Genomic DNA, 20,603 nt, shown 5'->3' with positions numbered 1-20,603 from the left:
GGTGTTAACCTAAATTGCGCAACCCTGACGTCTGGTAACCGCGTCAGGGTTGTTTCATTATGGTCGAATTAAACCTGCAGCATTTCGCGCGTGCCGCACCGATCCCTGCGCAAGACCGTAAGCCATTGGGGGCGTGTCTGATTGATCGAGGTCTGATCACCCGGTCACAACTGGACGAGGCGTTGTTTCTGCAATCCTGGCAACAGGCACCACTGGGCGAAATTCTGGTGGCCGAAGATTGGGTCACCCGTCAGGATATTCTCTGCGCGCTGTCCGAACAAAACGGTCTACAGATAGCCGATATCAACAGTTCGCCCCCGCCCCTGGAACTGTGTCAATTTAAACCAGTTGAATTCTGGCTGAAACATAACGTCATTCCCTGGCGCCGCCTGGGTCCAATCCTGCTTGTGGCAACTGCGCGACCCGATCTGTTCCCCGCCGTGCGCAGCGGGTTTGAGGATTCCGGTTACACCGTCATGCCGGTACTCGCCGGTGCCGATCAGATCGACAACACCATCGCGCGCATTTACGCCTCTCCGCTTGCCCAATCGGCCGAGACGCGCGTGGAGCTGGATCAAAGCTGCCGATCATGGACCCCGAAATCTCGTATAGGACCCGCCCTTGCCTTAACAGGGCTTACGGGGCTGTCTGCTGCTTTCCCCATGACAGGGCTGACCGTTCTGGTCGCCGCCGCCGTGATCAGCCTGGTCCTGTTTTTGTGCCTGCGCCTTGCCGGGCTGCTGGCCTTTGTCTGGCATGCGGCAAAACACCAGCCCAGGGCAAAACCAGCAGCCCCGCCACAAGCGTTGCCTTGTGTGTCGATCATGGTGCCGCTTTATAAGGAACGTGAAATCGCCGATGCGCTCATTCATCGGTTGCAACGGCTTACTTACCCCAAGGCGCTACTGGATATTATTCTGGTACTTGAGGAAACCGACGAGGTAACACGCGCCACTCTTGCCCAGGTTGCTCTGCCCAGTTGGATCAGAACCGTCGAAGTGCCCGAGCTGAACGGTCTGACCACCAAACCCCGCGCCATGAACTATGCGCTGGATTTCTGCCGCGGCGATATTCTGGGTGTCTGGGATGCCGAGGACGCGCCGCAGCCTGATCAGATCGAACGTGTCGTCCGCCATTTCGCGCAGGCGGACGAAGATGTTGTCTGCTTGCAGGGCGTATTGGACTACTACAACCCTCGAACCAATTGGCGGTCCCGCTGTTTTACCATTGAATACAACAGCTGGTTTCGGGTCGTCCTTCAAGGCGTCGCGCGGCTTGGGCTTGTTGTGCCCTTGGGCGGAACCACGTTCTTTTTCCGCCGCGACAAGCTGTTGGAGTTGGGCGGCTGGGACGCCCACAACGTCACCGAGGACGCCGATCTTGGTGTGCGCCTTTCGCGCGCGGGCTATCGCACCGAAATGGTGGACACCGCCACCTATGAAGAGGCCAATTTCCGCGCCTGGCCTTGGGTACGACAAAGATCACGGTGGCTAAAAGGGTTCATGGTGACCTACCTGGTTCACATGCGGGCCCCCACGCGGCTGCTTCAAGATCTGGGGCTATTTCGGTTTTTAGGCGTGCAGGCCTTTTTCCTGGGAACTGTCGGGCAATTCCTGCTGGCACCGGTTCTGTGGCTGTTCTGGCTGACAAGCTTTGGCTTGGCCAGCCCACTAGACCTCATTCTCTCTGACAACGCTCTGGCGGCACTGATCGGCCTTTTTCTAAGCGCCGAGATCATCAATATCGCAGTTGGCGCCATCGCCGTTTCAGCGCGTGAAAGACGGTTTCTGTTGCCATGGGTGCCGACCATGCCGCTGTATTTCCCATTGGGTGTTCTGGCGGCCTATAAAGCCTTATGGGAATTGGTGCTGAACCCGTTCTTCTGGGACAAAACGCAACACGGGCAGGCCAGTGAAGAAAGCCTGCCGCCCGCGTGATCAGTTCTCGCGCAGAACCGCGTCCTGTTTCAGCCGCGTCATGAACGCCACAGAAATGTGATCCTTGAGCGCGCGTGCCGCAGCCTCTTCGTCGCGCGCAGCGATGGCTTCGACAATTCCCTTATGTTCGCTCTGCGCAATCTCACCGCGCCCTTGCACCGCCAGCGACGTCGTGGCCATCAGCGCCATGGTGCGATGCACAAGATCCAGCTGCTGCACTAGATAGCGGTTGTGCGAGGCCAGATGTATCTGCTCGTGAAACCGGCGGTTCGCCCGAGACAAAGCCTGAGGGTCGTCGACTAGCGCGTCATCCTCGGTCACCATTTCCTGCAGCACTTTGATTTCTTCTTCGGTGGCATGCTTTGCGGCTAGCTTGGCCGCTAACCCTTCCAACTCGCGTCGTACGACGTACAACTCGGCCATCTGGTTGTGGTTCAGCGAGGCCACGATCAGTGACCGCCCGTCCCGCTCCAAGAGGGATTGCGTTTCAAGTCGCTGCAGAGCTTCGCGAATAGGTGTGCGCGATACACCGAACCGTTCGGCAAGCTCGCTTTCGACCAGACGGTCGCCAGGCTTGTAAACGCCTACGTCGATCGCTTCGAGAATTAGGCTATAGGCGTCTTTGGACGGCTGTCTGGACTGGGGCATATGGTGGTTTGTCTCCTCGTTCGGATATGTCTATCCGTCACTTGCCCTTTGGATCAAGAGCAGCATTGAAAACCGTGCCTTTGCGGCCTAAACAAACCCCATGGTCAAACCAGCTTTTGCTCACGTCACCCAATGGGTGTTCGACCTCGACAACACGCTCTACCCGCCGCATATGCGCCTGTTCGATCAGATCGAGGTGTTGATGACGGATTACGTGGTGCAGGCTATCGGCGTTGACCGGGCCGAAGCGGATCGGCTGCGCTCACATTACTGGCGGCAATACGGAACTACGCTGGCTGGGCTGATGGCCGAGCATGATCTGGACCCCGATCCCTATCTGCACGCCGTCCATCAGGTCGACATGAGCCACATGGACCCCGATGCCGAACTGGCCGATCACATCCAATCCCTGCCCGGTCGTCGGATCGTGTATACCAACGGCAGCGCGCCCTATGCGGAACGTGTACTTGAGGCGCGCGGCCTCAACGGTCTGTTCGATGCGATCTACGGGGTCGAACACGCCGGTTATCGCCCCAAGCCCGAACAGGCAGCGTTTGAGGCGATATTTGCGCAAGACGGAATCGATGCTGCGCAGGCCGCCATGTTCGAGGATGACCCGCGCAATCTGGCCGCCCCGCATGCAATGGGAATGCGCACCGTCCACGTCGCGCCCGAGCCGCACGAGGCGGACCATATCCACCATCACACCGACGATTTAACCGCCTTTCTGGCTCGCCTGCGATAGGCTGTCACACTGCGACGATCTGCACATTCTGCAGGTGCAAAATCGATCCTATATGCGCCTCAGCGACGAACAGAATCGGAGACCCCATGAGCGCGATCGAGATGCCTCGGCGCCTGCCCATTTGGCAGCGCCTGTTGTTTGCAATCCCCGTTTTCGGCTGGCTGGCCCGCGATGCCGCCAATGGAACGGCCGAAGATTGGTATTACACGGCAGCCGCCATTTTCAGCATGTGGGGATGTTCGGCGCTGCTCTTCGGCCTGCCTGGGCTTTACATCCCGGCCGTCATGATGGTGCCGATGATGTTCATCCTGCTCATCCTGATCTCGCGCGGCTGACACACGGGACAGGATGTCACTTGGCACCGGCCTTGGAACCGAACTAGGTTCTGCCCAAGACTCGGAGACCAAGGCCATGACTGACAGCTGTGATATCCTGATTTCTGGCGGAGGAATCGCCGGACTGACCGCTGCGGCGGTCTTTGGAACTGCCGGGTTCGACGTGGTTTGCGTCGACCCCGCACCACCGATTACCGAACGAGATGTGGACGGATCCGACCTGCGGACCACCGCCTTTTTGCAACCTGCGCATGGGTTGTTGGCGCAATGCGGGCTGTGGCAACGGCTGGACGAATACGCGGCACCCCTTCAGATCATGCGAATCGTGGATGCAGGAGGCGACGTTCCCGAACCCCGCGTAGTGCGCGATTTCAACGCTGCCGATATTTCGGACCAACCCTTTGGTTGGAACCTGCCCAACTGGTTGCTGCGGCGCGAGATGGTGACCCGCCTGGCCGAACTTCCCAATGTCGATTTCCGCCCCGGCACCGGTACCGTCAGCCTGTTTACGCGCACCGCCGAAGCCCGTGTGGGGCTGAGCGATGGCAGCCGTATACGCTGCAAGCTGGTGATCGCCGCAGACGGGCGCAATTCCCCGATGCGCGAGGCCGCGGGAATCAACGTCCACACCACCCGGTATGGCCAAAAAGCACTGGCCTTTGCGGTCACACATCCGATTCCGCACGACAATGTCTCGACCGAGATTCACCGTTCCGGCGGGCCGTTCACTCTGGTCCCCCTGCCCGACTGGCAAGGGCAGCCCTCATCGGCGATTGTGTGGATGGAGTGCGGCCCACGGGCGGTCGAGTTGCTGAACACCGACCCCGAGGCGTTCGAGACGCTGATGACCGAACGCTCTTGCGGGTTGTTCGGGCCGCTGAAACTGGCCTCGCGCCGAACGATCTGGCCGATCATCAGCCAGTCGGCAGAACGGCTGGCGGGCGAAAGGGTCGCCCTAATGGCCGAGGCAGCCCATGTGGTGCCCCCCATCGGCGCGCAGGGACTGAACATGTCACTGGGTGATCTGCGTACCTTGCTGGATCTGGCACAAGCACGACCCGAAGGTCTGGGCGATGCTCAGATGTTGGACGCTTATCACAAGGCCCGCCACACCGAAATCGAGATGCGTGTCAAAGGTATCGACCTGCTGAACCGCGCCTCGATGATCGAGGCGCGTCCACTGCGGGATGCACGGGCGATGGGGTTGAGCGCGCTCTATTCCCTACCGCCCGTACGAAAGACATTGATGCAGATGGGCCTCGGCGTACGCTGAGGCTCCGCAATCAAAGAACCTGATCCAGCACACGCTTGAGCCGCGCGATTGTGCCATCAACGTCATAAAGCTTGTCCAACCCGAACAGACCCAACCGGAACGTGCTGAACCCTTCGGGCTCATCACATTGCAGCGGAACACCTGCCGCGATCTGCATACCCAAAGCGGCGAATTTCTTGCCATTCTGAACTTCGGGGTCCGACGTGTAAGTGACCACAACCCCCGGCGCGCCGAACCCGTCGGCCGCGACCGAGATCAGCCCTTTGTCTTTCAGCGTCGCCCGCACCCCGTTGCCCAAGGTCCACTGAGCGTCCCGCAACTTTTCAAAACCGTAATCACGGGTCTCGACCATGGTGTCCCGGAACGCTTGAAGCGCGTCGGTTGGCATGGTCGCGTGATACGCGTGTCCCCCGTTTTCATACGCCTGCATAATCTGTCGCCATTTCTTCAGATCTACAGCGAAACTGTCAGACGTTGTCTCCTCCAGTCGCGCTTCGGCCCGTTCGGACAGCATGACCAGACCGGCGCAAGGCGAGGCGCTCCACCCTTTCTGAGGGGCCGAAATCAGGACATCCACGCCGGTGGCCTTCATATCAATCCAGGCACAGCCCGAAGCGATGCAATCCAGCACCATCAATGCGCCAACCTCATGCGCGGCCTCCGCCATGGCAGTCACGTAATCATTCGGCAATATGAGGCCTGCGGATGTTTCCACATGCGGTGCAAATACGACATCGGGACGTTGCTCGCGAATTGTTGACACCACCTCTTCAATCGGTGCCGGCGCAAATGGGGATGGGCTGGAGTTTCCGGTTTGCCGCGCCTTGAGTACGGTCGCCGATGCCGTCAAATCCGCAGATTCGATTATCTGGCTCCAACGATAAGAAAACCACCCGTTGCGCACGACCAGAACGTTGGCGTTACGCGCGAATTGGCGCGCCACAGCTTCCATCCCATAAGTACCGCCACCAGGGATCACCGCAACGCCATCGGCGTTGTAAACATCACACAAGATGGACGAAATATCGCGCATGACAGTCTGAAACCGGGCTGACATGTGGTTCAGCGACCGATCCGTAAAAACAACCGAAAACTCTTCGAGCCCGTTCGGGTCGATACTTTCCAAAAGCGCGGGCATGATGTGTCCTTTCAAACTGTCCTTCAGAATTTTGAGGCCTTATTCGAGAATGGTACAGCCCCAGTCTCGTGCTGATAATTGACGCAACGGAAGTCAAAATCCTAACAAAAAATTAACCACGAAAAGCTCTAATTGAACAACTCGTTGACGCCAAATAGTGTCACCACCCCTTTACACCCAGAGGTGTTTCTGAACAGATACATACACTTTGTACAAGAAAGGTATTGCTTCTCGTGACTGCTCAAAAGCGGATCAGTTTTCAGGTCGTACGTGACGAAGTTAAGCGGCGTATTGAAAGCCGGATTTGGCCACAAGGATCTCTGCTGCCGACAGAAACGCAGCTTGCTGAAGAATTCAATTGCGCGCGTGCAACGGTAAACCGCGCCCTGCGCGAGCTTGCCGAGCAAGGGTTCGTAGAACGCAAACGCAAAAGCGGCACGCGGGTAAAAAAGGAGCCCAGCAAACACGCCAAGCTGGAGTTTTCTCTGGCCCGTCAATCGGTTGAGAATCAAAACTCAATCTATCGCTATGCACTTGTTGAACGGAATGTCGTATCCAGCCCCGGTTGGCTGGCCTCGCAACTCAGCGTTTCGCCCGACGCGCGGGTGCTGCATGTGATCTGCATGCACTATGCGGACAACCGCCCCTTTCAGCTAGAGGAGCGCTGGATCAACATCGACACAGTACCTGACGTTGAGCATGCGGATCTCAACACGCGGGGCCCCCACGAGTGGCTGCTGAACGTTGCCCCCTTTACCGAGGCTGAGGTTGCATTCTGCGCAATTTCCGCCGACGGGAGGCTGGCAGAATTCATGGGCACCACTGCCGGAACTTCGATGATTCAATTGGAACGCACTACTTGGAAAGATGGTGTTCCGATGACCTTTGCCCGGATGACGCATCACCCCGGCTATTGCATCCGCACCAAATACTAACCTTGCTTAGCCGATTGGGCCGGGCAAGCGCTCTTCGCTCAGCAATACGTTTGCCTCGACCTCACCCGCGCCGGGTAAGGTCATGATCCGCCGTCGCAGCACCCGTTCGAAATCGGACAGATCACGTGCAACTACCCTCAGGCGATAGTCGTAAAGACCCAACACATGTTCGACCGTCTGCACCTCGGGGATGGCGCTGACGGCGCGCTCAAAGTCTTCAAGGCTGACTTGTCCCTTGCGCGCCAGTTTGACGCCCAGAAACACGGTCACGCCGAACCCCAACGCCTCGGCATTCAGACGCAGGCGACGGCCCTTGATGACCCCTGCTGATTCCAGCCGGCGGATGCGCCGCCAGGTTGCTGGTTGGGACAACCCCAGCTTGCGTCCCAACGCCCCGGCACTTTGCGTGGCATCCCGTACCAGCGCACGCAGGATGGTCCGGTCGGTTTCGTCCAGTTCAATCATACCGGCAACACCTCGTTCCGCTTGACCCGCGCGATATGCATCAGCGCTTCGATATCGGCTATGTGCGGCAGGGTTAGAATACGATCGCGATAGATTTGCTGATAGTGCGTCATGTCGCGTGCAATCACCGACAGCCTCACGTCCACACGCCCCAAAAACGTCTGAATTTCAATAACTTCCGAAACTCCCCGCGCGGCAACAGTGAATTCGTCAAACGCGCGCGGCTGGGTTTTGTCCAGCGTCACGCGCAGTGAAACCTCGACCGCATATCCCATCACCGGCCAATCAATGACAACCTCTTGCCCTAGAATGACACCCGAGGCCTGCATCTTTTCAACCCGGCGCCAGCACACTCCCGGACTGATCCCGCAACGCTCGGCCAATTCGGCCATGGTCAGGGTCGGTTCGGCCTGTAAGTGACGCAGAATGCGCCTGTCCATATCATCCAGCATGATTTTTCCGGTTAAGTCAGATATCGCGCATAAATTTTCGCATTTCGCTTCAATAGTCGATTGTAAAGCGCTCGCCAATAGCTTTGGACCCTATTAGAACCGCAGCAACCGCATATGAAAGGACCTAAAACATGCGCGTCTATTACGATCGCGATTGCGACATCAACCTGATCAAAGACAAAAAAGTAGCGATCCTGGGCTATGGCTCGCAAGGTCACGCTCATGCGCTGAACCTGCGCGACTCGGGCGCCAAGAACCTGGTTGTCGCTCTGCGCGAAGGGTCGGCATCCGCCAAGAAAGCAGAAGCCGAAGGCCTGACCGTCATGGGCATCGCCGAAGCGGCGGCCTGGTGTGACGTCATCATGTTCACCATGCCCGACGAACTGCAGGCCGAAACCTACAAGAAATACGTGCATGACAACATCAAGCCGGGCTCGGCCATTGCCTTTGCCCACGGCCTGAACGTCCACTTTGGCCTGATCGAGCCGAAAGAAGGTGTCGACGTCATCATGATGGCCCCCAAAGGCCCCGGCCACACCGTGCGTGGCGAATACGTCAAAGGCGGCGGCGTACCCTGCCTGGTGGCCGTGGATAGCGACGCAACCGGCAAGGCGCTGGAAATCGGCCTGTCCTATTGCTCGGCCATCGGTGGCGGCCGTTCGGGCATCATTGAGACCAACTTCCGCGAAGAGTGCGAAACCGACCTGTTCGGCGAGCAGGCCGTTCTGTGCGGCGGTATCGTTGAGCTGATCCGCTGCGGTTTTGAGACTCTGGTCGAGGCAGGCTATGCGCCTGAAATGGCCTATTTCGAATGTCTGCACGAGACCAAGCTGATCGTTGACCTGATCTATGAAGGCGGCATCGCCAATATGGATTACTCGATCTCGAACACTGCCGAATACGGCCAGTACGTCACCGGCCCGCGCATTCTGCCCTATGAGCAGACCAAGAAGGCGATGAAAGAGACCCTGTCGGACATCCAAACCGGTAAGTTTGTGCGTGACTTCATGCTGGAAAACGCGGTTGGTCAGCCGACCATCAAAGCGGCACGCCGCCACAATGACGAGCATCAGATCGAGCAGGTTGGTAAGAAACTGCGCGACATGATGCCGTGGATTTCTGCTGGCAAGCTGGTAGATCAGGAAAAGAACTGATCCTGAATGTTCTAATCGAAGGGGCGGCCAATCGGCCGCCCTTTTTCGTCACAACCGCTATTGACCCCAAGGCGCAACATGGTTGATCAACCCACATCCCGCGATTGGAGCGGCGTGATCGCTTTAGGCCTCATATGGGGCGGCACGTTCATGGTCGTCGCAATGGCGCTTGAGGGATACGGGCCAGTGACAGTCGCTACGGCGCGCACGACGCTGGGTGCCGTGACATTACTTGGGATGATGGCGTTGACCGGTCGCAAGCTGCCGACGGGCGATCTGAACTTGTGGGGGTTCATCGCCATTATCGGTCTGCTGTCTACCGCCCTGCCCTTCATGTTGCTCAGCTGGGGGCAGCAATATGTGGCCTCGGCCTTCGCCGGGCTGTCGATGGCGGCAATTCCGCTGATGGTTCTGCCATTGGCCCATTTCTTTTCAGACGAGCCGCTGAATGCCCGCAGGTTCCTTGGAGTCTCACTGGGATTTTGCGGTGCATTGGTGTTGATCGGGCCGGGTTTGGCGCAGATCGGGCAAGGGGCTGAGCCGTTGGCGCAGCTGGCCTGCATCGGCGCGGCTTTGTGTTACTCCTGCGCGTCTATCTTCACACGGCGTTGCCCACCGATTGATCCTGTGGTGCTGGCGGCGCTGTCCTTGGTGGTGGGCGCCGTTCTTTTGTTACCCATCATGCTGGTGACCGAAGGCCTTCCACGTTGGGAAGGAACGCGCCCCGGTCTAGCCATCGTAGCGCTGGGGTTGGTGCCGACCGCCTTTGCCACCTTGCTGCGCGTGTCGATCATTCGCAGCGCCGGGTCCGTCTTTCTGACGCTGGTCAATTATCAGGTGCCAATCTGGTCGATGGTTTTCGGTGCCTGGATCTTGTCCGAGGCCCTGCCCCTGCGCTTTTACATCGCGCTGACCATGATTCTGACCGGGCTGGCCATCAGCCAATGGTTTAGCCTGCGCAAGATGCTGATCGGGCGTTAACCGGCGACCGCCTCGACCTCGGCCACGATACCGTCGACGACTTGTGTCAACAGGGCATCATCCTCGCATTCTGCCATCACGCGGATCAGGGGTTCCGTCCCCGACTTGCGGATCAGCAGCCGGCCTTGCCCGTTCAGGCGCGCCTCGGCATCCGCAATGGCCGCTTTCACGGCACTGGTTTCCAGAGGGGTTTGCCCCTCGCCGTAACGCACGTTTTTAAGCAGTTGTGGAACGGTTTCGAATTGCACCGACAGCTCGGACGCCTTGCGACCTGAATGCACCATCTCGGCCAGGAAATGCAGACCGGCCATCAGACCGTCACCGGTGGTGGCATAATCGCTCATGACGATGTGGCCTGACTGCTCACCGCCCAAGTTGAACCCGCCTTCGCGCATCCTTTCGACGACATAGCGGTCACCAACGGCTGTTCGTTCCAGACGCAGCCCTTGCGCGGCAAGGTGCCGTTCCAACCCAAGATTCGACATGACCGTCGCAACCAGCGCGCCGCCTTCAAGACGATCCGCCTTGGCCCAACAGGTCGCCAGCAACGCCATTAGCTGATCTCCGTCAGCCACCTGCCCGTTTTCGTCAACCATCGCCACGCGGTCGGCGTCACCGTCCAGACAGATACCCACATCCGCGCCGTGCGCGACAACCGTTTCGGCCGCCAGCTGAGGGTTGGTCGAGCCGCAATTCAGGTTGATATTCTTACCGTTTGGCGCGATTCCGACCGGAATGACATCTGCCCCAAGCTCCCACAAAACCTCGGGCGCCGTGCGGTGGGCCGCGCCGTTGGCGCAATCGACCACTACTTTCAGCCCGTCCAGACGCAGATCGCGGGACAGCGAGGATTTTACCCGCTCACCATATCGGAACCGCGCATCATCCACCCGCCGGGCACGGCCAATGTTCTGTGCTTGCGCCGGTTTGACACCCTCTTCGATCAGACGTTCAATCTCCAGCTCAGCCTGATCGGACAGCTTGTACCCGTCGGGGCCAAAGAACTTGATACCGTTATCCTCAGCCGGGTTGTGACTGGCCGAAATCATCACCCCCAGATCCGCGCGCATCGAGCGGGTCATCAACCCTACCGCCGGTGTCGGTACAGGACCCAACAGCAGCACGTTCATCCCTGTCGAGGTCAACCCAGCAGTTAGCGCGTTTTCCAGCATATACCCGGACAAGCGCGTATCCTTGCCGATCACCACCCGGTGCGCACCGGATCGATCGCGACGGAAATACCGCCCCACGGCAGCCCCAATGCGCAGGGCCATTTCGGCCGTAATCGGATGAGTATTGGCGGTGCCCCGCACCCCATCGGTTCCGAACAGCTTGCGCATTGTCTAACTCCGTAGTTACTCGTCTAGGACGGGATTACCGGACGGCGGCCCACAGACGCAAGGCCTGAGCGGTTTGAGCCACGTCATGAACACGCACGATCTGCATGCCTTGCGACAATCCGGCCAGCGCTACAGCGATTGATCCCGGCGCGCGGGCATCCTTGCGCGGCTCTTGCCCGATTTGCCCGATAAAGCCCTTACGCGAGACGCCCAGCAGAACCGGGCATCCCAAGCCATGGAAAAGGCTAAGATTTTTCAACAATGTCAAATTATGCGCCTGGGTTTTACCGAACCCGATACCCGGATCGACCAAGATTTGATCGCGGCCCAGCCCAATCTGCTCCAGCTTTTCAACCTGACCTTCAAGGAAATCATAAACGTCCAGCGACACGTCATCATATTGCGGGTCGTCCTGCATCACAGTTGGATCGCCCTGCATATGCATCACACAGACGGGCGCGTTAACCTCGGCGCAGAACGGCGCGAGCTGCGGATCAAAGGTAAAGCCCGATACGTCATTGATCAGCCCCGCGCCCGTTGTCCACGCAGCCCGCGCCACGCTGGCCTTGCGGGTATCGATGGAAATCAGGGCGCTCGTCTTGGCGCGAATGGCTTCGATCAGGGGTTGCGTCCGGGCGATTTCCTCATCCTCGGGCACATAGGTAGCCCCCGGTCGGGTCGATTCACCGCCGATATCCAGAATGCTGGCACCATGCTCCACCATCCGCTCAGCAGCGGACACTGCCGTTTCAACCGAGTTGTGCACCCCGCCGTCCGAGAAGCTGTCGGGCGTGGCGTTGAGAATTCCCATGATCTGCGGGCGATCCATCGCCACACCAGCAATCTCTGCGCGTGGGCGCGTCAGACGGTTCAGTGCATCGGCTGGAATATCCCGCGCCGTGACAATCGTCGGCGCATCCGTGCGGGACAGCCGTTCTGCATGGGTGAACCACAATTCCTGCCCGGCAAGAGAAACCGCCCCGTCCGGGCGTACAGATCCGTGCTGCACCAGCGGTCGAAAATACGCAGTCACAGTTGCGCCTGATCCACTGGAATGGCGCGCAGAGGCGTCTTTGGAGCGTTCGGCAAGGCACCGCCGATCACCATCATTTCGCTGGCTTCAAAAGTGGCCGCAAACCAGGCTGCCAAGGCAACAGCGTCCGAAGGCGCCGCCGAAGGGCCATCAACCGCATCCAGCACAATCTTTGATGGGGCCCAGACACAAATCTGCCCATTCTTCATTGCCCAATCCAATTCCGTCCGCGTCGACACCACCACACAGCGATGATCCCGTGCGGCCAGAACCCAGGCGTTTTGCTCGATCGCCAGCAGATCAATCCGGCGTTGGGTCATCGCGTGACCAGTCTGTGGCAGCGTCAGTTTCGACGCGCCGACACACAGGATCAGCGGGCGCTGACGGTTCTCCAACTGATCAATCCAACCCGTCAGGTTGGCGGATGAAATGGCCTCGTTCGACAGGAATACCAACCGCGGATGGGGGCGTTCTTCTTCGACCACATCGTGATGGAGCGTGTCCTTGCCGCGCACGATTTCGACACCCAGCGCGCCCGGTCCACGGTCAAGTTTTTCGATGCGAACAAAGGCTCTTACAGCCTGAGGCTCAAGCAAAATGCGCTCTGCCACGCGATCCGCCAACGTCTCAAGCAGGTTCAGACGTTCAGCGGCCAGCTCATGGGCAATCGCCTCGGTCACTCGGTCGTATGACAGAATGCGATCAACATCATCGTCAATCGGATCGGTCAGCGGCCGAACCTCTACAACAATGTTGAAGCAGATACGCTGTGTGGTGCCACGTTCGGCCTGAAAGGCACCGATCTCAACTTCAACGGTATGATCCCTGAGCGAGATGCGATCCAGCGGGCCGCGCGTCGCGGTCGCTTCTGACCGTTCAGACGGGTGCGCAAAGGCAAGGCGGATTTCAGAGCTCATTCGGCGAACCTTTTCGGGCTTGGTAAACTAGTCTACCAAATTTATAGGATGCGCGCGCATATAGCATCGCAACAAACGCCATTCTAGTCGTTGATTGCGGCGTCAGGTTACGCGAAACCAGCTCATCATCCCGGATGCGGCGTGCCCCAGCATATGGCAATGCAGCAACCAGTCGCCCGGATTGTCGGCCACTAGGACAATTTCACGGGTTTGTCCGCGCTCCACCAGCACCGTATCGCGCCATGGGCCAAGGCTGCCGTCGGGCAGGATTAGCCGAAAATGGTGCCCATGTAGGTGCATAGCATGCGGAAAAGCGGTTTCGTTGACGAACTCGATCCGGTGGGTACTACCGCGCTGCGCATCCAGAAAAGGGTCCAACGGGCGTTCAGCATACCCGTTCAAGGCCCAAAACCGGCCCAGTTGCGCCAATTCGCGGCCAGAAAGCTGCGTGTCGCCAAGCTGCGCGGATTCCAGCCACCGCATCGCACCACCCTGCAACGTTATCCGATGAACCGGGGCGCCGTCCAACACCACCTGTGCCGATGGATTCGCGGGCAAGGGCACAACGCCTGACCGGGCAGTCGTTGCCGAATTACCGGAAACCGGGAACCGCACCAGACCAAAGCCCCCGTCCCGCTCGCGACTGATCAGCCCGGCGACGGTGTCAGATTCCGCTGTTACGTCCACAATCAAGTCCGCGCGTTGAGCCGGGGCGAGTGGAAAACCGTCCTCAACCTCTAACGGGCTTTCAAGCGGCATTCCGTCCAGCGCAACGATCCATCCTGCCACCCCATCCAGAGCCAGATCGTAGATTCGCGCGTTGGAGGCATTGATCAGCCGCAGGCGCAAACGCTCGTGGCGGCGCGCGGGAAAAACAGGATCAAACTGGCCGTTGACCGAGATCAAGTTCCCCAACCGCCCGGCATGGCTTTGATCATGACCGTTGTCGAAATCCTCAACGATATGTCCGGTGTCTGGGTCCAGTCGCCAATCGTCCAGCATCAGTGTCAGGTCTTGGTCGACATCTGGCCCTGTAGCCTCTTCAACGATCAGCGGGCCGTATAAGCCGCGCGCCACCTGCTCGACCGAGCGGTTATGCGCGTGATACCAATAGGTTCCCGCGTCCGGGACGACAAAGTCATAATCGAACCCCTCGCCCGGTGCGATCACATCTTGCGTCAGGCCCGGCACACCGTCCATCGCGTTGTCGATCCGGATGCCATGCCAGTGCACTGTTGTTGGCTGAGGCAGCTCGTTCACCAACCTGCGCTGAACCCGCGCGCCCTGAGGCAAACGGATTTCGGCACCAGGTACACCACCGCCATAGGACCAAACAGGCGTTTGGGGAAAACCATTCGGGGCGATCTGCTGCATCGCGGTCTGTGCGATCAGATCAGAGCTTGATGCGCGGGCCGAGTGTGGCAGTACCGCCAGTGCGGCTGCTGATTGCAGAAATTGTCTGCGTGTAAACGTCATTGCGGGCCTCCTGGCCCGCAACATAGGTTATAAAACGCCCCGCGCCAGCAAGGTTCCAGCGCGGGTGCGTCAATCAGTTGCTCGCTGTTCGATAATTATGCCTGTAGAAAATATGAACTCCGATCCGCGCGGTTTCTTTATACACGCGCGACCAGGACGGACGAACCGCCGTGGTGTGATAGTGTGTGGCACCTTCGGTCAGTTCTTTGGTGACACCGTCGATGGCCGCACGCGCAACTTTAGCTACGCGCTCATACGCCTTCTTTTCGCGGATCACTTCCTTTTGGCCATCACAGGTGTAAGTGAACTGGCACTGGTATTTCTTACCGGTTCCCTGCTTGATCACGCCGCACAGCGAGTCCGGGAACCGGCCACTGTCCACGCGATTCAGGATAACCTCGGCCACGGCAAACTGTCCGCGCACGCTTTCACCACGTGCTTCAAAGTACAGCGCCTCAGCTAGACATTTAAAATTCTCGTCCCCGGTTGCCTTGGGCTGTTGGTCCAGCCAATCCTTCGAGTACGACATTTTTTGAGGCTCAAGCTCTTTTCGGGGCTTGAACAGAGTCAGATAGTCGCGAAAATTCTGCCCGGGCACTTCGGTCCGGGTGACAAGTTCGCGTTCGGCAGTATCGGTGGCTTTCTTTTCAGCGAAAGACACACTTGGCAGCATGGTTGCCGCCAACGTGGCAGCAGCCAGTATGTATCGTAGCATCAGATAACCTCGCACAGGCACATATCGCGCCGTACCCTCCCCCGGCGGGCGCGACGAGGCATTTAGCGCAGTCCGGCGCAGACGTCCAGATCAGAAGAAAACGCAAGTGGAAAATCGCCCGTGGCGAAAATTAATTCTGCCACAAGGTTGCTTAAAAAGCACTAATCCTAGGGCAAACAGCCTGTGTCAACCCCCAAGTCTGGACGAAATCGCCAGCTGAGCGGAAGCCAGCCGAGCGACAGGCACCCGGAACGGAGAGCATGACACATAGTCAAATCCCAGATCGCGGCAGATGGCGATTGATTCGGGGTTTCCGCCATGCTCGCCGCATACTGAAAGGGTAACATCCGGCTGGGCCTGACGTCCACGTTCCGCGCCGAGTTTCAGCAATTCTCCGACCCCGTCGGGGTCAAGCACATGGAACGGGTCCTCGACAAAAACGCCCTGACGAACATAGTCAGACATGAACCGACCCGCATCATCGCGGGACAGGCCATAGGTCATTTGTGTCAGGTCGTTGGTACCAAAACTCAAGAACGCGGTCTGAGGTGCAATTTCATCCGCTCGCAGACAAGCCCGAGGCGTTTCTACCATGACACCCAGGCGGTATTCGAACTCTTGCCCTTGTTCGGTTGCAACCGAGGCCGCGACCGTATCGATGCGGGATTTGACCAGCTCAACTTCGCGCTTGGCCGAAACCAACGGGATCATCACCTCGGGCACGACGGGGGCGCCGTCCTTGCTGGCCTCAAGCGTCGCTTCAAAGATAGCGCGGGCCTGCATGTCGTAGATTTCGGGCACTGTCACCCCCAAACGCACACCGCGCAGACCCAGCATCGGGTTGTATTCAGTCATCGCCGCAACACGCCGTTCGACATCCGACACAGGCAAATCCAGCGCCTCGGCCAGCTCGCGCTGTCCACTGCGCGTGGTCGGCAAAAATTCGTGCAAAGGCGGGTCGAACAGGCGGATACAGACGGGCTGACCTTCCATGATACGGAACAGCTGAACGAAATCCTCGCGCTGCATGGGCAGCAGACGCTCCAGAACCGCCGCGCGACCCGATGAAGTTTGCGCAAAGATCATCTCGCGCATCACGATCAGACGACCGGGATCAAAGAACATATGCTCGGTCCGACACAGGCCGATCCCCTGCGCCAGAAAGTTCCGAGCCGTCTGAGCGTCGGCCGGTGTGTCCGCGTTGGCGCGGATGGCGATGTCGCGTTCATCATCCGCCCAGCCCATAAGCGTTTGAAAACAATCGTCCAAAGCTGCTTCAAGCATCGCGGGCTGTCCGGCCAGAACCTGACCCGAGGACCCGTCGATCGTCAAAACGTCACCCGTCTTGAACACCCGCCCATCAGGGGCCGACAGCAGCCTTTTCTTGGTCTGGAACCGCATCTCGGACGCACCAACGATACAGGGCAAGCCCAAACCGCGCCCAATCACAGCGGCGTGGCTGGTCATACCGCCCTTTTCGGTCAGTACGGCAACCGCCGCATGCATCCCGCGCACATCTTCGGGCGAGGTTTCACGGCGTATCAGAATACACGGCTCGCCGCGCGCGGCGCTGGCCTGCGCCTCGGCGGCGGTGAACACGATCTTGCCCGTTGCAGCCCCAGGGCTGGCGGCAATACCGGTGGTCAGTACATCCCGTTCTGCCTCGGGGTGGACCTGACGGTGCAGCATCTCATTCAGGGAATGCGGATCGACCCGCATCACCGCCTCTTGCGGCGGTATGATGCCGTCTTCGGCCAGGCGAACGGCAATCCGCATCGCCGCCCGAGCGCTGCGCTGTACACGTACACCGTCCAGAATATGCACATGACCATTCTCGATCACGAACTCGACCTGCATTTCCTCGCGCAGCTTGGCGCGCATCAAGGCTGCGTGGGCCTTGAGTTCGGCAAATGCCTTGGGTGCAACCTCTTCCAGTGATTTCCCGCGCGGGTCCTTTTCCAGATACAGCGCTGCCACATCCGCACCCAGCGCATCGCGGCCTTGGCTTTGGCTGAGATAACGACCGGTGATTTGCGGCAACCCAGTCGCAGGATCAATCAGTTGCAACACACCCGAGCCGCACTCACCCTGCCCCACGCCGGGGATCATTTCCTGAATGACCAGGCCCAACCCGGCATCCGCCGGCGCCCCCTTGGCCTGTCGCAGCAACCGCGCCGAGGTTCCATCCCACGCCCGCGCCATCGATCGAAGGACGGCAATCAGCTGCTCGCCCCGGTCTTGGGGAAATGCCTCGTCCGTTTCATCCTCATAAGCGCGCAAAGATTGGCTCAACCCTTCGCTGCCATCCGCGCTGATATCGTCGAAAACATCCGCGTCCAAACGGGCCACATGAATTGCGTAGCTTTGAACAAAGCGCAGGTACAGCGCGGCGGCGGCCTCGGCACCCATCGAATCCGACAGGTCCACGTAGCGCGCGTCGTTCATACCGATATTCAAGATCGCACCGGGGCCACCCCAATCGGGGTCTTCAGAGCTGGGCCGGACGCACAGCAACGCTGTCTGTTCAAACTGCTCCAGAACTGCGGCGATATCCGGTACCTGCCCTTCGGCAATCCGATGTACCGCGTCAAAGGACAGCGCCACCGTTCGCGGCACCGGAAGGTCCAAACGGACTAGACGTTGCAGACATTTCGCTCGCCCGCCGTGTGTATTGGCGGCCACGGGCGCTTCGGTCGTTATCAGAGTGGTATGCGGATTATTCTGCACTGCAGCACCTTTTGGTTTCACCGCAGCATAAGCCCTTGCACCAATGGCGCAAGGGCGTTCTGGATTAACCTTCGATCTTGCTGAGGTCCGCCACGGAAGAGCAGACCTGACGGATTTGGCTCAGCAGGTTCAGACGGTTGCGGCGCAGAATGTCGTTGTCAGTATTGACCTGAACTTCGTCAAAAAACGCATCGACCGGCCCACGCAGCTCCGCCATTGTGGTCATCGCCTTGGGGAAATCTTCGGCCTTGAGCGCCGGTTCGATCTTGCCCTGCGCCTGATCCAAAGCAGCAAACAGAGCCTTTTCGCTGTCCGTCTCCGCGAATTTCACATCCGCGCCATAAGAGTATTCGACGCCGTCCTTTTCCTCGGCCTGCGTCAGGATATTGTTGGCGCGCTTGAAGCCCTGCACAAGGTTCTCGCCATCCTCGGTCGCAATCACAGCATTCAGCGCACGGGCGCGTTTGACCAGCAGGTTCAGGTCATCATTGCCATCCATCGCGATACAGGCGTCGATGATGTCGTGACGGATACCCTCGTCGCGCAGGAAGACTTTGAGGCGGTCGTGGAAGAAGGAGAGGATGGACGACGACGCGTTGCTAATCTTCTTCGAGATTCCTTGAAGGATGGAACCATCACTCACATCCGGTTCAAATGGATTATCGGCGCTTTCAGGAATTTGCCCAATCACTGATTTGAACGCCGCCTGAAATACCCCGTACTTAGCGATCTCCTGAAGCGTACTTTCAAGTGTGAATAGGTCTTGTTCATCGCCTGATACCCGAAGACCCTCAAGTTCATATGACAGCAATTGGCGGTCTACGACACCGTTAATCGGCAAACGCAGATCATTCTCCAAGACCAACCGAATAACCCCCAACGCCGCACGGCGCAGGGCAAACGGATCTTTCGACCCGGTCGGCTTCTCATCAATCGCCCAGAACCCGGTCAGCGTGTCCAGCTTGTCGGCCAGTGCCACGGCCACCGACAGCGGCGCGGTCGGCACGTCATCTGACGGACCAAGCGGTGAGTAATGCTCTTGCGCCACGGCGGCAACGGCGGCGTCTTCGCCCGCGGCTTCGATGTAATACCGCCCCATAAGCCCTTGAAGTTCGGGGAATTCATAAACCATTTCCGAGTTCAGGTCAGCCTTGGCCAGACGCGCGGCTTTCTCGGCCTGATCCGCATCCGCGCCCGTCACCGGGGACAGTTCGCGAGCCAATGCCGCAATGCGGTCGATCCGCTCGGCCTGTGTGCCCAGCTTGTTGTGGAAGGTCACATTCTCCAGCGCGCGGGTCCATTGGGCGATGTCCGATTTGGCAACGCGCAGGTCGTTTTCCCAGAAGAACTTGGCATCCGCCAGACGCGCCGACAGCACCTTTTGGTTCCCCGCCAGAATGGTCGCGCCATTGTCGGCGGTTTCTCGGTTGGCGACGGTAATGAACCGCTCGATCCGGCCCGTTTTCGGATTGCGGACCGAGAAGAATTTCTGATGCTCTTTCATCGAGGTCTGCAGCACCTCGGGCGGCAGGTCGAGGAATTCCTCATCAATCTTGCCCATCAGCACAACCGGCCATTCGACCAGTCCGGCAACCTCAGCCAGCAGGCCCTTGTCATCGACCACTTCAAGACCGGCAGCAAAGGCCATGTTCTGGGCGTCGTTCCAGATATGTTCAGCGCGGTCAGAGGGGTTCAGCACCACAAAGGCGCGCTTCAGTTTGGCAGCGTAGTCATCGAACGACGTGACCGCAAAGCGATCTGGCGCCATAAAGCGATGACCCGCAGTGGTGTCGCCCGCTTTGATCCCTTCGACCTCAAGCGGCACGACTTGCGCGCCAGCCTCATCGGACAGAATGCTCAGGATCGAATGCAGCGGACGCACCCAGCGCAGCGAACCGCCGCCCCAGCGCATCGACTTGGGCCAGGGAAAGTTTCGAATGGTGGTTTCAAGCACCTCGGCCACAATCTCGGCCGCGGGGCGTCCGGCTTTTTCGATAGTCGCGAAATAGACCGCGCCTTTGGGTGTATCGCGTTCTTCCAACTGATCGCGGGTCAGGCCCGCACCGCGCAGGAAGCCTTCGATGGCCTTGTCCGGTGCGCCGACTTTCGGCCCTTTGCGCTCTTCGCGGATCGTTGGGCTCTCAGTCAGAAGACCTTCGATCGCGAGCGTCAGGCGACGCGGCGTGGTCAGGGCGGCAGCCCCGGCATAGGTCAGACCGGCCTCAACCAAACCGTCGGTCATCCGTTTTTTCAGGTCCTCACCGGCGCGGGTCTGCATGCGGGCGGGGATTTCCTCGGAAAACAGTTCGATCAGCAGGTCGGGCATTTTCGG

General features: G+C 59.0%; 18 protein-coding genes. 7 read left to right on the top strand and 11 right to left on the bottom strand.

Annotation, left to right across the window (positions count from 1 at the left end; all coding sequences use genetic code 11):
* Positions 1-59 precede the first annotated feature (59 nt).
* Entirely contained in the window at positions 60-1,937 is a 1,878-nt protein-coding gene (locus ACR0DL_RS02840) for a glycosyltransferase (RefSeq protein ID WP_480687479.1), read from the top strand.
* Here ACR0DL_RS02840 and ACR0DL_RS02835 read toward each other — a convergent pair whose 3' ends face one another.
* Complete coding sequence (locus ACR0DL_RS02835; protein WP_170348346.1) at positions 1,938-2,585, bottom strand: GntR family transcriptional regulator; 648 nt, start codon at positions 2,583-2,585, stop codon at positions 1,938-1,940.
* Between the two features lie 100 nt (positions 2,586-2,685).
* Here ACR0DL_RS02835 and ACR0DL_RS02830 point away from each other — a divergent pair, with 100 nt between their 5' ends.
* From ACR0DL_RS02830 to ACR0DL_RS02820, 3 genes are all read left to right on the top strand, one after another.
* On the top strand, positions 2,686-3,330 hold the full coding sequence (locus tag ACR0DL_RS02830; RefSeq protein ID WP_170348345.1) for a pyrimidine 5'-nucleotidase: 645 nt from the start codon (positions 2,686-2,688) through the stop codon (positions 3,328-3,330).
* 86 nt (positions 3,331-3,416) lie between these two features.
* Positions 3,417-3,665: a hypothetical protein gene (locus ACR0DL_RS02825; protein WP_170348344.1), complete on the top strand. Its 249-nt coding sequence runs from the start codon at positions 3,417-3,419 to the stop codon at positions 3,663-3,665.
* Positions 3,666-3,741: 76 nt separating this feature from the next.
* Entirely contained in the window at positions 3,742-4,938 is a 1,197-nt protein-coding gene (locus ACR0DL_RS02820; protein ID WP_480687477.1) for a UbiH/UbiF family hydroxylase, read from the top strand.
* Positions 4,939-4,948: 10 nt separating this feature from the next.
* On the opposite strand, the gene ACR0DL_RS02815 is transcribed toward ACR0DL_RS02820, so the two are convergent.
* Positions 4,949-6,076 carry an aminotransferase class V-fold PLP-dependent enzyme gene (locus tag ACR0DL_RS02815; protein ID WP_480687475.1) on the bottom strand — a complete coding sequence of 376 codons (1,128 nt, stop codon included), beginning with the start codon at positions 6,074-6,076 and terminating at the stop codon, positions 4,949-4,951.
* Between the two features lie 233 nt (positions 6,077-6,309).
* Between ACR0DL_RS02815 and ACR0DL_RS02810 the strand changes: the two genes are divergently transcribed.
* Positions 6,310-7,011, top strand: a complete 702-nt coding sequence (locus ACR0DL_RS02810; protein ID WP_170357886.1) for a GntR family transcriptional regulator — start codon at positions 6,310-6,312, stop codon at positions 7,009-7,011.
* 6 nt (positions 7,012-7,017) lie between these two features.
* Here ACR0DL_RS02810 and ACR0DL_RS02805 read toward each other — a convergent pair whose 3' ends face one another.
* The gene (locus ACR0DL_RS02805) at positions 7,018-7,476 is read right to left on the bottom strand and encodes an Lrp/AsnC family transcriptional regulator (RefSeq protein WP_170357883.1); all 459 of its coding nucleotides are present in this window, start codon (positions 7,474-7,476) and stop codon (positions 7,018-7,020) included.
* Positions 7,473-7,928 carry an Lrp/AsnC family transcriptional regulator gene (locus tag ACR0DL_RS02800; protein ID WP_226688593.1) on the bottom strand — a complete coding sequence of 152 codons (456 nt, stop codon included), beginning with the start codon at positions 7,926-7,928 and terminating at the stop codon, positions 7,473-7,475. Before ACR0DL_RS02800 ends, ACR0DL_RS02805 begins: the two co-directional genes overlap by 4 nt.
* Before the next feature lie 131 nt (positions 7,929-8,059).
* Here ACR0DL_RS02800 and ilvC point away from each other — a divergent pair, with 131 nt between their 5' ends.
* Positions 8,060-9,082 (top strand): ketol-acid reductoisomerase, encoded by a 1,023-nt coding sequence (ilvC, locus tag ACR0DL_RS02795; protein WP_170357880.1) that lies wholly within the window; start codon positions 8,060-8,062, stop codon positions 9,080-9,082.
* Positions 9,083-9,160: 78 nt separating this feature from the next.
* Positions 9,161-10,063, top strand: coding sequence for a DMT family transporter (locus ACR0DL_RS02790; protein WP_226688594.1), 903 nt, complete (start codon positions 9,161-9,163; stop codon positions 10,061-10,063).
* Here ACR0DL_RS02790 and glmM read toward each other — a convergent pair.
* The 7 genes from glmM to glyS form a co-directional block, all read right to left on the bottom strand.
* On the bottom strand, positions 10,060-11,403 hold the full coding sequence (gene glmM / locus ACR0DL_RS02785) for a phosphoglucosamine mutase (RefSeq protein ID WP_480687472.1): 1,344 nt from the start codon (positions 11,401-11,403) through the stop codon (positions 10,060-10,062). The genes ACR0DL_RS02790 and glmM overlap by 4 nt on opposite strands.
* Positions 11,404-11,437: 34 nt before the next feature.
* The gene (gene folP, locus ACR0DL_RS02780; RefSeq protein ID WP_480687470.1) at positions 11,438-12,436 is read right to left on the bottom strand and encodes a dihydropteroate synthase; all 999 of its coding nucleotides are present in this window, start codon (positions 12,434-12,436) and stop codon (positions 11,438-11,440) included.
* A complete protein-coding gene (locus ACR0DL_RS02775) occupies positions 12,433-13,353 on the bottom strand; it encodes a dihydroneopterin aldolase (RefSeq protein WP_170348335.1) in 921 nt (306 codons plus the stop codon). Before ACR0DL_RS02775 ends, folP begins: the two co-directional genes overlap by 4 nt.
* A gap of 102 nt (positions 13,354-13,455) precedes the next feature.
* Entirely contained in the window at positions 13,456-14,829 is a 1,374-nt protein-coding gene (locus ACR0DL_RS02770; RefSeq protein WP_480687468.1) for a multicopper oxidase family protein, read from the bottom strand.
* A gap of 73 nt (positions 14,830-14,902) precedes the next feature.
* Entirely contained in the window at positions 14,903-15,544 is a 642-nt protein-coding gene (locus tag ACR0DL_RS02765) for a cell wall hydrolase (protein WP_170357870.1), read from the bottom strand.
* Positions 15,545-15,730: 186 nt separating this feature from the next.
* Positions 15,731-18,292: a putative PEP-binding protein gene (locus ACR0DL_RS02760; protein ID WP_170393580.1), complete on the bottom strand. Its 2,562-nt coding sequence runs from the start codon at positions 18,290-18,292 to the stop codon at positions 15,731-15,733.
* A gap of 43 nt (positions 18,293-18,335) precedes the next feature.
* On the bottom strand, positions 18,336-20,597 hold the full coding sequence (gene glyS, locus ACR0DL_RS02755) for a glycine--tRNA ligase subunit beta (protein WP_480687466.1): 2,262 nt from the start codon (positions 20,595-20,597) through the stop codon (positions 18,336-18,338).
* Between the last annotated feature and the right edge of the window lie 6 nt (positions 20,598-20,603).

This window comes from Ruegeria sp. BB5, assembly GCF_056539405.1.
Note: the sequence above shows the minus strand (reverse complement) of the source record. Positions and strands in the feature narration are given on the sequence as shown.

Coding starts and splice junctions, on each gene's coding strand:
- ACR0DL_RS02840 (WP_480687479.1), top strand. CDS start 60: ATGGTCGAATTAAACCTGCAGCATTTCGCGCGTGCCGCACCGATCCCT.
- ACR0DL_RS02835 (WP_170348346.1), bottom strand. CDS start 2,585: ATGCCCCAGTCCAGACAGCCGTCCAAAGACGCCTATAGCCTAATTCTC.
- ACR0DL_RS02830 (WP_170348345.1), top strand. CDS start 2,686: ATGGTCAAACCAGCTTTTGCTCACGTCACCCAATGGGTGTTCGACCTC.
- ACR0DL_RS02825 (WP_170348344.1), top strand. CDS start 3,417: ATGAGCGCGATCGAGATGCCTCGGCGCCTGCCCATTTGGCAGCGCCTG.
- ACR0DL_RS02820 (WP_480687477.1), top strand. CDS start 3,742: ATGACTGACAGCTGTGATATCCTGATTTCTGGCGGAGGAATCGCCGGA.
- ACR0DL_RS02815 (WP_480687475.1), bottom strand. CDS start 6,076: ATGCCCGCGCTTTTGGAAAGTATCGACCCGAACGGGCTCGAAGAGTTT.
- ACR0DL_RS02805 (WP_170357883.1), bottom strand. CDS start 7,476: ATGATTGAACTGGACGAAACCGACCGGACCATCCTGCGTGCGCTGGTA.
- ACR0DL_RS02800 (WP_226688593.1), bottom strand. CDS start 7,928: ATGCTGGATGATATGGACAGGCGCATTCTGCGTCACTTACAGGCCGAA.
- ilvC (WP_170357880.1), top strand. CDS start 8,060: ATGCGCGTCTATTACGATCGCGATTGCGACATCAACCTGATCAAAGAC.
- ACR0DL_RS02790 (WP_226688594.1), top strand. CDS start 9,161: ATGGTTGATCAACCCACATCCCGCGATTGGAGCGGCGTGATCGCTTTA.
- glmM (WP_480687472.1), bottom strand. CDS start 11,403: ATGCGCAAGCTGTTCGGAACCGATGGGGTGCGGGGCACCGCCAATACT.
- ACR0DL_RS02775 (WP_170348335.1), bottom strand. CDS start 13,353: ATGAGCTCTGAAATCCGCCTTGCCTTTGCGCACCCGTCTGAACGGTCA.
- ACR0DL_RS02770 (WP_480687468.1), bottom strand. CDS start 14,829: ATGACGTTTACACGCAGACAATTTCTGCAATCAGCAGCCGCACTGGCG.
- ACR0DL_RS02765 (WP_170357870.1), bottom strand. CDS start 15,544: ATGCTACGATACATACTGGCTGCTGCCACGTTGGCGGCAACCATGCTG.
- glyS (WP_480687466.1), bottom strand. CDS start 20,597: ATGCCCGACCTGCTGATCGAACTGTTTTCCGAGGAAATCCCCGCCCGC.